We start from the raw sequence: 11,014 nt of genomic DNA, 5'->3' as shown, positions 1-11,014 counted from the left end.
CCTCAGGCGGCGACTGCCGAGAGGGCCGACTGCACCTCGGCCTGCAGGGCCGCAGCGTCCAGGTGGTCGCCGATCACCACCAGGCGCGTCGTGCGATTGTCGTCGGCGCGCCAGGCGCGGTCGAAATGGCTGTCGAAGCGCTGGCCCACGCCCTGCACCACCAGGCGCATGGCCGCGCCCGGCAGCGCCACAAAGCCCTTGATGCGGTAGATCTCGTGCCGCTGCACCAGGGCGACGAGGGCCTCCACCAGGCGGCCGCGGTCGGCCACGTCGAGGGTGATCTGGACCGACTCGAACTCGTCGTGGTCGTGGTCCTCCTCCTCGTCATGGTGGGTCTTGCGCGCGTCGATCACGTCTTCCACCGCGTTGCCCAGGCCCAGCAACACGCCGGGGTCGATGCGGCCGTGCTGGGCGTGCACGAACTTCACGCCGGGCAGGGTCTCGCCGCGCACGATGGCTTCCACCTGGGCCAGGGCCTCGGCTGTCAGGCCGTCGGTCTTGTGCAGCACCACCAGGTCGGCGGTGGCGAGCTGGTCCTCAAACAGCTCGTGCAGGGGCGATTCGTGGTCCAGGTTCTCGTCGGCGCGGCGCTGGGCGTCCACGGCCACCGGGTCATCAGCGAACTGGCCGGCGGCCACGGCAGGCGCATCCACCACGGTGATCACCGAATCCACCGTGAACACATTGCGCAGCGCCGGCCACTGGAAGGCCTGCACCAGCGGCTTGGGCAGCGCCAGGCCCGAGGTCTCGATCACCAGGTGGTCGATCTGGTCGCGGCGCGCGGCCAACTGCTCCATCACGGGTGCGAACTCTTCCTGCACGGTGCAGCACAGGCAGCCGTTGGCCAGTTCGAACAACTGGCCGTTCTCCACGCCGTTCTCGTCGCAGCCGATGCCGCAGCTGCGCAGCAGTTCGCCGTCGATACCCAGCTCGCCGAACTCGTTGACGATGACGGCAATGCGCTTGCCCTGCGCGTTGGTCAGCAGGTGGCGCAGCAGCGTGGTCTTGCCGCTGCCCAGGAAGCCGGTGACGATGGTGGCGGGAATCTTGTTCACTTGCATGGAAGGAGTCTCCAGTCAGAAAAATCAGTGTGAAAACTGCGGATCAGCGCAGCACTTGAGGGAGGCCGGTGAGGCAATCGACCAGCATGTGCGCCGCCTCGCCCAGGCGCGGGCCGGGGCGCGAGAGCAGGTCCATGCGCTCGGCGTCGAGCTGGCAGACCTGGTGCTGGCGCAGCGCCTTCATGCCCGACCAGCCGGGCCGCTCGGCCAGGTTCATGAGCGAGGCCGCCGGGCCGATGACCAGGTCGGGGGCGCCGCGCACCACCATCTCGGAGTTGACGCGCGGGAACAGCCCCATGTCCCCCGGCACGATGTTCACGAGGCCCAGGCGCGCAATGGTCTCGCCAATGAAGCTCGACGCACTGGCCGCCGTGGGCCCCACGCCCACCTCGACATACACGCTGCGCCCGCGCAGGTGCGCCGGCATGCGCCGCGCCGCGGCGTCGAGCTCGCGCTCGATGCGCGCCACCAGCTCGGCCGCGCGCGCCGATTCGCCCAGCGACTGGCCCACGCTGACAAGCATGCGCTTGAGGTCGGCATGCGTGCGCGCGTCGAACACCTGCACCGGCACGCCCAGCGCGGCCAGGCGCTCGCCCGCGCGGCTGCGCGGGCCCAGCAGCACCATGTCGGGCCTGAGGGCCACGATGCGCTCGATCTGCGCATCCTGCAGGCCGCCCACCTTGGGCAGCTTGGCCACGGTTCCGGGCCAGCTCGAATAGCGGTCGGTGCCCACCAGCTCGGCGCAATGGCCCAGGGCGCAGACGGCCTCGGTGAGAGACGGCGACATCGTGACGATGCGGTGCTGCTGGGCCTGCGCCATGGGCGCAGCCAGGCCGCCCAGCAGGCCAAGCATGGCCAGCGCCGGCACCGTGGGGTGCAGGCGGGTGCGGGCCAATGGCATGGACAAGGAGGGGGTCATCAGTCCTCGATTCCCCGTTGCGCGGGCACACCGGCCTTGAAGTGGTGCTTGACGAGGGTCATCTCGGTCACCGTGTCGGCCAGTTCGATCAGCTCGGCCGGCGCATTGCGGCCGGTGAGCACCACGTGCACATGCGGCGGGCGCTCGCGCAGGCAGGTGAGGATGGTCTCCAGCGGGATCCAGCCGTAGCGCAGGGGGTACATGATCTCGTCGAGCACCACGAGGAAGTGCTCGCCCGCACGGATGGTGGCTTCGGCCTTGGCCCAGCCGTCCAGGGCCAGCTGCGCGGAGTGGTCCAGGTCACGGCTCTTCCAACTGAAGCCGTCGCCCAGGCCTTCGATGGGGATGCCCAGTTGTTCGAACAGGCGGTGTTCGCCGAACCTCGCTGTGGGGACTTTCATGAACTGGTAGATCTTGACGGGCTTGCCTCTTCCATGCGCTCGGATGGCGAGGCCAAAGGCGGCGGTGCTTTTGCCTTTGCCGGTGCCGGTGTGGACCAAGACAAGCCCTCGGCGTTCGCCTTGGGGTTTGGGGGTGTCGCGGAGGATGGGGGGAGATTCGATTTGCATTTTTTCTTCAAGACCTGAGGCGGTGCTTGCTTCTGTTGTTGTCTTGAGGGCGGAGGCCGGGATGTGCGCCCGGCGGCGCACCTTCTTTCTTTTGCGTCGCCAAAAGAAAGAAGGCAAAGAAAAGGCGACCCCCAGTCTGCGTCCCCCATCGCCCTGGCGGGCGATGGGGGCAGCCTGCGATGCTCGGATCTGGGGTGGGCGTCGATGAACTCGCTGCGTTCTTCGAACTCCGCTCAAACAGCATCGACGAGCCAGACCACGAAGTGCATGTGTCCTTCGGCACATGCACCCACCCCAGCTCCTGCGCTTCTCGGCGCAGCCAGAAGGGGTAGGGAGCGGGGTCAAAGACGGCTGCTGCTTCGCAGCTACGCCTGGGGTCGGTTACGCGCTGCGCGCTGCCGACGAAACTGGCACGACCTCTGCGCCCAGGCCGAAGCGCAGCAAGGCAGTTCAGGCCGAGCGAAGCAATGGCCCGAGTGGAGCCCGCTCCCCCGCCCCTTCTGACCGTGCCGAGAAGCGCAGGGCCTGGGGTGGGTGCGTGTGCCGAAGGACACACGCACTTCGTGATCTGGCTTGCCGCAGCTGTTTGAGCGGAGTTCGCCCGAAGGGGGAACGCAGCGAGTTCTGCGGCACCACCCCAGGACCGAGCATCGCAGGTTGCCCCACTCGCCCAACGGGCGAGTGGGGACACGGGCAGCGGGGTCGCCTTTCTTTTGGGTACTTTTCTTTGGCGAAGCAAAGAGCAAGTACCTCGGCCGCCGGGCCGAGACCCGGCCTCCGTCCCAGGCAGGAAAACAGAAGTACCCACAGCCAACGACGCCAACAAAAGACTCAAGCCGCCTGGTGCAACCGACGCTCAACGAAAGAAGAGCCTTCAAGACGACGCAACGCCTTGGCAGCCGCCAACACACCCAAATCCACCAGAGGCTCCAACAACACCACCGCCATGTACGCAGCGCCAAACGTGGCAATGCTCTCCAGATTCGCAGACCCCACACCCGCACCATAGATAGCCCAGAACGCCACCCACATCACGATCCCGCCCTGATAAGCCACAGACAGCTTGAACGTCTGCGCATACGTCATGTCCACATACGCCATGCTCTCCGGCACGATGCGCTTGGCCAGCGCCGCCGTGGCGAACAACGGCACCAGCAAGGTCGTGACGTTCATCCCGTACTGCGGCAGATCCTGCTGCGCAAAGAACACGCTCTGGATCAACAGGCCAGCCGCCAGGCCGATGCACGCAGGCGCAGCACCGAACAGCAGCAGCAAGGTCGTACCCAGAATCAGATGCACCTCGGACACGCCCACCGGATGGTGCGGCAGCAGCTCGAAGAACGCGAACACCAGCGCCGTGGTAATGATCGAGCGCAACAGCAGCGCCACGGGCCCCTCCTTCTTCACCATGTCGACCGCCAGCTTGCTGGCGTACAACAAAGCCGTCGCGCCCGTGGCGTAGCTCAGGAAGATCTTGGTGGTGTCCACCAGTCCAGGTTCGATGTGCATGGCACGGCTCCTTGGTTAAATACAGAAAGAAAGAAAGAAAAACAAAAACGGATCAGCGCGGCAAGGCCACCCACTGCCCGAGCAATTCATGCACCGCAATGCGGTGGTCGAACACCGCCTCCAGCGCGCGGTGCGTCACCGCGTCGTTGCAGCCACCCTGGTGCGTGACACGGCCCTGGGCCATCACCACCAGGTCATCGGCATGCAGGGCCAGCGAGATCTCGTGCAGCACGCTGACCACCGTGGCCCCGCCGGCCACCAGGGCGCGCACGGTATGCAGCCAGTCGGTCTGGTGTGGCGGATCGAGGTTGGCCAGGGGTTCGTCCATCAGCAGCACCTGGGCCTGCACGGCCAGGGCGCGGGCCAGCAGCACGCGCTGGCGCTCGCCGCCCGAGAGCTGCGACAGGGGGCGGTCGCGCCAGTCCCAGGCCTGCGTGGTGCGCAGGGCCTGCTCCACGGCGGCATGGTCGGCGGGCGATGGCGGGGCCAGCCAGGGCTGGTGCGGCAGCCGGCCGAGCATGGCCACGTCGTAGCTGGTCAAATCGTCGGCCGAGCCCTCGTTCTGCCCCAGCCAGGACAGCTGGCGTGCACGTTCGCGCGCCGGCACCTGGGTGAGCATGCGGCCGAGCAGCGCCACCTGGCCGTCGACCTGGTGGCGCGGCAGCAGGCCGGCCAGCACCTTGAGCAGGGTGGACTTGCCCGCGCCGTTGGGGCCGACGATGCTGGTCCAGCGGCCCTCGGGCAGGTGCAGGTCGATGCCGTGCAGCACCTCGACCCCGCCCACGCGCGCGGTGATGTGGTGGGCGCTGAGCGCGATGCCCTTCACAGGCCGCCCCCGTGCGCGGTGCGCCGGTGCATCAGCCACAGCAGGTAGGTGCCGCCCAGGGCTGCGGTGAGCACGCCCACGGGCAGCTCCTGCGGCGCCAGCATCCAGCGCGCGAGGATGTCGGCCGCCAGCAGCAGCACCGCACCCATGAGGCTCGATAGCAGGATGTGCCGCTCGTGCGTGACGCGCACGATGGAGCGCACCAGGTGCGGCGCGGCCAGGCCGACAAAGGCAATGAGCCCAGTCTGCGCCACGGCCGTGCCGGTGGCCAGCGCCATGGCGGCCACCAGGCCGGCGCGCATGGGGCCGAGCGGCAGGCCCAGGCTGGCGGCCGTGGCCTCGCCCAGGGTCAGGCCGTCGAGCGCGCGCGCCAGCACCCAGGCCAGCAGCGCGCACAGCGCCCAGGCCGCGCCCATCAGCACGCAGGCGATCCAGCCGACGAACGCCGTGCTGCCCAGGATGAAGGCCTGCATGGCCTGCAGGATGTCGGGCGAAGCCAGTTCCACCAGGTCGCGCAGGGCGCCCAGCACCACGCCCACGATGACGCCGGCCAGCAGCAGGCGCAGCGTGTGCTGCACGCCGCGCGCCAGCAGCAGGGTCAGCACCACGGCCCCCGCCGCACCGAGAAAGGCCATGCCCGTGATGCCGATGCGCGCGATCCACTGCGCCGCCACGGGCGAGACGCCAAACATCGCCATGGCCACCGCGCCGCCCAGGGCCGCGCCCGATGCGCTGCCCAGCAGGTAGGGGTCGGCCAGGGGGTTGCGGAACAGGCCCTGCGCCACCGCGCCAGCCAGGCCCAGCAGCGCACCGGCCAGCCAGGCGCCCAGGGTCCGCGGCAGGCGGATGTCCCAGACGATCTGGCGCGCCACCGGGTCGTCACCCATGTGCGTGAGGCTCTCCAGCCCGGTGCTGCCCACGGCGGTGCCCAGCACCAGCAGCAGCACGCTGGCCAGGCCCAGCCACAGCACGCACCAGGCGGCGCGGCGTCGGCCGGCAGCCGAGGGCATCAAGGTCTTCTCGGCAGTCATCGCGCTTTTTCCGTCAGGCAGCGCGCCATGATGCGCGCGGCCTCGGCCATGCGCGGGCCGGGGCGCACCACCACCTCGGCATCGCCGGGGCCGAACACGCACACTCGGTTCTCGCGCACCGCGCGCATGGTGGCCCAGCCGGGGTACGGCACCATGCTCTGCATGCTGCTGTTGCCGATCATCAGCACATCGGGGTTGGCGCGCACGACGTACTCGGGGTTCAGCCGGGGGAAGGGGCCCAGCGACGCGGGCACCACGTTGCGCACGCCCAGGCGCGTAAGCGATTCGCCGATGAAGGAGGCCTCGCTGGCCGCATACGGCCCGCGGCTCACCTCGAAATACACGCGCGTGCCACGCGCCTTGGGCGGCAGCGACTGAGCTGCCGCCCGCACGGCGGCGTCGATCACGCGCCACAGGCGGTCGGCACCTTCGGCCTGGGGCACGCCCAGCACCTGGCCCACCACGCCAAGCACGCGGCGCACGTCGGCATGGGTCTTGGGCTCCAGCACCACGACCTTGAGTCCCAGGGCTTCGAGCCGGTCGCTGGCGCGCGAGCTGGCCGCGAGCAGCACCACATCGGGCTTCACGGCCACGATGGCCTCGATGCTCGGATCGATCCCGCCGCCCAGTTTGGGCAGCCGGGCCACCGATTCGGGCCAGTTGGAATACCGGTCCACCCCCACCAGGCGGTGGCACTGGTCGAGCTCGCAGACGCTCTCGGTCAGCGAGGGCAGCAGCGAGACGATGCGCTGCGGCGGCTGGGGCAGCACGACCACGCGGCCCCGGTCGTCCTTGACCTGCACGGGCTCGGCACGCGCGAGGCCTGCCATCACCAACAGCAGCACCAGGAGGATGGCGATCACCCAGAGGATGCGGCGCACAGGGGTCGGCGTCGGCTCCATCAGCGCGGCTCCTTCAGGGTCAGCGGCAGCCCGGCTGCCATCAGGGTCACGCGCGGGCAGACTGCCGCCACGCACTGGTTGAGCACACCCAGCGCATCAACGAAGGCGCGCACCTCGCGCCCCAGGGGAATGACCCCCAGGCCGATTTCGTTGCCCACCAGAACAACGGGGCCGGGGGCTTCCTGCATTGCGGTGATGAAATCCTGGCGCTGTGCGGCCCAGGCCTGCGCCAGAGCTTCGCGTTCCTGCGCGTCCATGGCCTCCGCTCCGACCGGCATGGTCCAGTTGGTGAGCCACAGGGTCAGGCAGTCGACCACGATCAAGGTTTGCTCACGGCTGCGCTCGCGCAGCGCAGCCGCCAGGTCGCGCGGTTCCTCCAGCGTGGCGAGGCCGGGCACGCGCTCGGCGCGCTCGCGCTGGTGGCGTGCGATGCGCCCCTGCATCTCGTCATCCCAGGCCTGCCCAGTGGCGATGAGCACCGCCCCATGGTCCGGCGACTGCGCCAGCCAATCGCGCGCGATCAACTCGGCACGGCGCGACTTGCCGCTTTTTTGACCGCCCAGGATCAGTTCGGAAACGATGGCGCTCATGCTGCGGCACCCTCCCCGCCCAGCAGGTGTACGACGGCCGCAGGCGCTGATGGAAACCAGGCATGGAAATAGCTCGCGTGGATGCTGCCGTGGCGGTACAAGGCCTCGCCGGCATCCGGCGCGGGCACGGCATCCGGGCGCGCGGTGCGCCCCACGACTTGCGCCGTGCTCTGCGCGGTGGAGTAATGAAAAGTGTGGCCGCGCAGCGTGTGGCCCGCCACCATGAGCTGCTGCGGCCCCAGCGCGGCCAGGCGCTTGTGCATGGCCACGCGGCCGGGCAGCAGGCCCCACAGCGGCTGCGTGTTGCCGTCGGCCAGGGTGATCGATTCGAACAAGGACATCATGCCGCCGCATTCTGCCCACAGCGCCTTGCCCGCCGAGGCGTGTGCACGCAGGCTGGCCTGCATGGCGGTGTTGGCCCCGATGCGGGCGGCATGCAGCTCGGGGTAGCCGCCGGGCAGCCACACCGCATCGCAGGCGGGCAGCGCTGCATCGTGCAAGGGAGAGAAGAACACCACCTGGGCGCCCATCTGCGTGAGGCACTGCAGGTTGGCGCTGTAGAGGAAGCAAAAGGCCTCGTCGCGGCCCACGGCCACGGTGCGGCCGGCGAGCAGTGGCGCAACAGGGGTGGGCGATGCGGGCGCAGGGAAATCCACCGCCCAGCGCTGCAGATCGTCCAGGCCCATCTGCCCGAGGGGCGTGGCGGCCAGCGCATCGGCCGCGGCGTCCAGGCGCTGCAGGGCATCGCCCAGTTCGTGCGCCACCACCAGGCCCAGGTGGCGTTCGGGCAGCAGCGGGGCCGATGCCTTGGCCGCGACATCACCAGGAGCCACACGCGCCAACGCGCCCATCCAGTCGGCAGCGTCCTGCAAGCCTTCACGCAGCATCTGTGCATGCCGCTCCGATCCCACGCGGTTGGCCAGCACACCGGCCCAGGGCATGTTCGCGCGGTAATGGCGCAGGCCGAAGGCCAGCGCACCGAAGGTGCCGGCCATGGCCGAGGCATCGACCACGGCGAGCACGGGCACGCCGAAGCGCTGCGCCAGGTCGGCCGCGCTCGGCGTGCCGTCGAACAGGCCCATGACGCCTTCGATGAGGACCAGGTCGCTCTCACGCGCAGCCTCGTGCAATCGCTGTGTGCAATCGGCCTCGCCGTTCATCCACAGGTCGAGCTGGTCCACCGGCGCGCCGCTGGCCAGTTGGTGCCAGTGCGGGTCGAGAAAATCCGGCCCGCACTTGAACACCCGCACCCGCCGGCCCTGGCGCGCATGCAGGCGCGCCAGGGCCGCGGTGACGGTGGTCTTGCCCTGGCCCGATGCCGGGGCGGCGATCAATATCGCCGGACAGCGTGCCAGGGTGACCATCTCGTTGCCACTCTCCCCTTCCCTCTCACTTACTCGCTTGCTTATTTCGGTGCCCACTTCACGCCCAGGTAAGCCACACGGCCTGGCGTGGCATAGGTGCGGGCCAGTTCGTACTGCTTGTCGGCCGCGTTGTCGAGGCGCGCCACCAGCGTGAAGTCGCGCGCGATGCGCGTGCTGGCGTACAGGTTCACCAGCGCATAGCCGCCCAGGTTGAGCGTGTTGGCGGCGTTGTCGAAGCGGCGGCCCGAGGCCTGCACTTCGGCGCCCACCGTCCAGCCGGCCAGTTGCGTGTCGGCGCCCAGGGTGCCGTGGCGCTTGGCGCGGCGCGCCAGCATCTTGCCGGTGGCCAGGTCACGCGGGTTCTGCAGGTCCAGCGAGCCGCGCAGCTGCACGCTGCCCAGCCGGTAGGAGCCGGCGAAGGTCACGCCCTTGTACTCGGCGCGTGCGACGTTGGCGTAGCAGCCCAAGCTCGACGGGCAGGGGCCTGCCGCGCCGAAGACGATCAGGTCCTCCACGCGGTTGCGGTAGGCCGTCACAGAGAAGCTGCTCGATCCCTGCGCCCAGCGCAGGCCCAGCTCGGCATTGCGGCTGCTTTCGGGGTTCAGGCGGCCCGTGCCGTACTCGCTGAAGCGGTGGTACAGCGTGGGGGCGCGGAAGGCCGTGCCCACCGAGGCCGTGGCGCGCCACTGCGGGGCGAAGCTGAAGCCATAGGCCAGGCTGCCCGTGCCCTTGCCGCCGAACTCGCTGTCCGAGTCGTGGCGCACATTGGCCTGCAGCGTGTGGGCACCGGCGGTGTAGCCATAGCCCAGGGCCAATGCGTCCTGCGAGCGCTTGCGGTCGATGGGGGCGTTCTCCAGCCGGTCTTCGCGGCGCTCCAGCGCGGCCGTCAGCAGGTGCGGGCCCTGGCGCCATTCGTTTTGGAACAGGTAGCCGCGCAGGCGTGTCTCGGTCAGGTAGGGCGAGGGGCGGGTTTCGTACTGGTCGCGCGAATCGGTGACCTGCACGCGCGTCTTGTACGCAGTGCTCCACTGCGCCTGCCAGTTCAGGCCCAGGGCATGCAGCTTGCGCAGGTTGCGGTCGTCGGCCGTGGGGCTGGTGTCGTAGCCGCTGTCCATGTCGTTGCTGAGCAACGTGGCTTCGAGCCGGTGCGCGGCGTTGAGCTGCAGGCCCACGCGGGCGTTGGCCGAGGTGCTGTCGTAGCCGTCGCGGTCGGGGTTGGCCGTGGCGGTGGTGCGCGCGTTGAAGCCCTTGCTCTCCTCGCGCGCAATGCCGAAGGCATAGTCGATGGTGCCGCTGGCACCGCTCACGCCGGCCTCAACCTTGGTGGTGCGGTGGCTGCCGATGCCGACGCCCACATAGGGCGCCACACCCTGCTCGCCGCGCTTGGTGAAGATCTGCACCACGCCGCCCATGGCGTCGGAGCCGTAGACCGCGCCGGCCGGGCCGCGCAGCACTTCGATGCGGTCGATCTGCGCCAGCGGCACCGACTCCCACGCGGCGCCGCCGGTGGATTGCGAGTCGATGCGCACGCCATCGATGTAGACGGCCGTGAAGCGCGACTCGGCACCGCGCAGGAACACGCTGGTGGTGGTGCCCGGGCCGCCGTTGCGCGAGATCTCGATGCCCGGCACGCGCGCCAGCACGTCGGCCAGGCCGGTGGCGCCGCTGGTCTCGATGGTCTCGCGGTCGATCACGGTGACGTCGGCCACCAGATCGGACAGGGGCTGGGGCGTGCGCGTGGCGGTCACCACGGTCTCGGCCATGGAGGGTGCGCGCAGGTTCTGCGCGATCAGGATGGGCGTGGAACCGTTCTGCTGGGCCTGGGCGGCGCAGGCGCCGAGCACGGCCAGGGACACGAGCGCAGGGCGCAGGCACAGGGACGCGGCAATGCGCGCACGGGGGGTACGGATCTTCATGGGGCGGATCATCGGCAAGCAAAAAACCCGTGCCGGCCTCCCGCCAGCGAAATGGGTGATACGGCTGCGCGCAATCCCTTTCAGGACGCACACAGCCACCGTGTTGGCCGGTATCCGGGCTGGCGGAACACTCCCCAACGCCTTCCCAGGTGCTTGTTCAAGGCACCCAGTGGCATGTGGCTGGAGAGAGAAGCCCGAAGGCTTCGTCCGCTGACCGTTGCGGGGGCAGCGCAGGCTCGGCGCGCCATGCGTGGCGCCACCTCCCTGCTTCCCGTTGAACTGCGGCATGTGAACCACACCGCGAGCACCAACAGGGTGATTTTACGA

Annotated in this window: 10 protein-coding genes and 1 riboswitch; all 10 genes read right to left on the bottom strand. The window is 69.4% G+C overall.

What is annotated here, in order from left to right; all coding sequences use genetic code 11:
• Window positions 1-2: 2 nt before the first annotated feature.
• Window positions 3-1,061, bottom strand: a complete 1,059-nt coding sequence (cobW, locus tag AC07X5_RS28320) for a cobalamin biosynthesis protein CobW (protein ID WP_494772836.1) — start codon at window positions 1,059-1,061, stop codon at window positions 3-5.
• Between the two features lie 43 nt (window positions 1,062-1,104).
• Window positions 1,105-1,962 carry an ABC transporter substrate-binding protein gene (locus AC07X5_RS28315; protein ID WP_494772835.1) on the bottom strand — a complete coding sequence of 286 codons (858 nt, stop codon included), beginning with the start codon at window positions 1,960-1,962 and terminating at the stop codon, window positions 1,105-1,107.
• 17 nt (window positions 1,963-1,979) lie between these two features.
• Entirely contained in the window at window positions 1,980-2,549 is a 570-nt protein-coding gene (gene cobO, locus AC07X5_RS28310) for a cob(I)yrinic acid a,c-diamide adenosyltransferase (protein ID WP_494772834.1), read from the bottom strand.
• Window positions 2,550-3,380: 831 nt separating this feature from the next.
• Window positions 3,381-4,058, bottom strand: coding sequence for an energy-coupling factor ABC transporter permease (locus AC07X5_RS28305; RefSeq protein ID WP_494772833.1), 678 nt, complete (start codon window positions 4,056-4,058; stop codon window positions 3,381-3,383).
• Window positions 4,059-4,110: 52 nt separating this feature from the next.
• The gene (locus tag AC07X5_RS28300; RefSeq protein ID WP_409956136.1) at window positions 4,111-4,884 is read right to left on the bottom strand and encodes an ABC transporter ATP-binding protein; all 774 of its coding nucleotides are present in this window, start codon (window positions 4,882-4,884) and stop codon (window positions 4,111-4,113) included.
• Window positions 4,881-5,915, bottom strand: a complete 1,035-nt coding sequence (locus AC07X5_RS28295; RefSeq protein ID WP_409956137.1) for a FecCD family ABC transporter permease — start codon at window positions 5,913-5,915, stop codon at window positions 4,881-4,883. Before AC07X5_RS28295 ends, AC07X5_RS28300 begins: the two co-directional genes overlap by 4 nt.
• Window positions 5,912-6,817: an ABC transporter substrate-binding protein gene (locus tag AC07X5_RS28290; protein WP_494772832.1), complete on the bottom strand. Its 906-nt coding sequence runs from the start codon at window positions 6,815-6,817 to the stop codon at window positions 5,912-5,914. Before AC07X5_RS28290 ends, AC07X5_RS28295 begins: the two co-directional genes overlap by 4 nt.
• Complete coding sequence (locus AC07X5_RS28285; protein ID WP_494772831.1) at window positions 6,817-7,407, bottom strand: bifunctional adenosylcobinamide kinase/adenosylcobinamide-phosphate guanylyltransferase; 591 nt, start codon at window positions 7,405-7,407, stop codon at window positions 6,817-6,819. Before AC07X5_RS28285 ends, AC07X5_RS28290 begins: the two co-directional genes overlap by 1 nt.
• Window positions 7,404-8,771, bottom strand: coding sequence for a cobyrinic acid a,c-diamide synthase CobB (locus AC07X5_RS28280; protein WP_494772830.1), 1,368 nt, complete (start codon window positions 8,769-8,771; stop codon window positions 7,404-7,406). The genes AC07X5_RS28285 and AC07X5_RS28280 overlap by 4 nt, the downstream gene beginning before the upstream one ends.
• A 41-nt stretch (window positions 8,772-8,812) precedes the next feature.
• Window positions 8,813-10,687: a TonB-dependent receptor domain-containing protein gene (locus tag AC07X5_RS28275; RefSeq protein WP_494772829.1), complete on the bottom strand. Its 1,875-nt coding sequence runs from the start codon at window positions 10,685-10,687 to the stop codon at window positions 8,813-8,815.
• Between the two features lie 88 nt (window positions 10,688-10,775).
• Window positions 10,776-11,014: riboswitch (cobalamin riboswitch) on the bottom strand.

The sequence above is a fragment of the Acidovorax sp. GW458-11-26-14-TSB4 genome, from assembly GCF_059423865.1.
The sequence above is the reverse complement of the archived record's forward strand: the minus strand, read 5'-3'. Positions and strand labels throughout refer to the sequence as shown.

Coding starts and splice junctions, on each gene's coding strand:
- cobW (WP_494772836.1), bottom strand. CDS start 1,061: ATGCAAGTGAACAAGATTCCCGCCACCATCGTCACCGGCTTCCTGGGC.
- AC07X5_RS28315 (WP_494772835.1), bottom strand. CDS start 1,962: ATGCCATTGGCCCGCACCCGCCTGCACCCCACGGTGCCGGCGCTGGCC.
- cobO (WP_494772834.1), bottom strand. CDS start 2,549: ATGCAAATCGAATCTCCCCCCATCCTCCGCGACACCCCCAAACCCCAA.
- AC07X5_RS28305 (WP_494772833.1), bottom strand. CDS start 4,058: ATGCACATCGAACCTGGACTGGTGGACACCACCAAGATCTTCCTGAGC.
- AC07X5_RS28295 (WP_409956137.1), bottom strand. CDS start 5,915: ATGACTGCCGAGAAGACCTTGATGCCCTCGGCTGCCGGCCGACGCCGC.
- AC07X5_RS28290 (WP_494772832.1), bottom strand. CDS start 6,817: ATGGAGCCGACGCCGACCCCTGTGCGCCGCATCCTCTGGGTGATCGCC.
- AC07X5_RS28285 (WP_494772831.1), bottom strand. CDS start 7,407: ATGAGCGCCATCGTTTCCGAACTGATCCTGGGCGGTCAAAAAAGCGGC.
- AC07X5_RS28280 (WP_494772830.1), bottom strand. CDS start 8,771: ATGGTCACCCTGGCACGCTGTCCGGCGATATTGATCGCCGCCCCGGCA.
- AC07X5_RS28275 (WP_494772829.1), bottom strand. CDS start 10,687: ATGAAGATCCGTACCCCCCGTGCGCGCATTGCCGCGTCCCTGTGCCTG.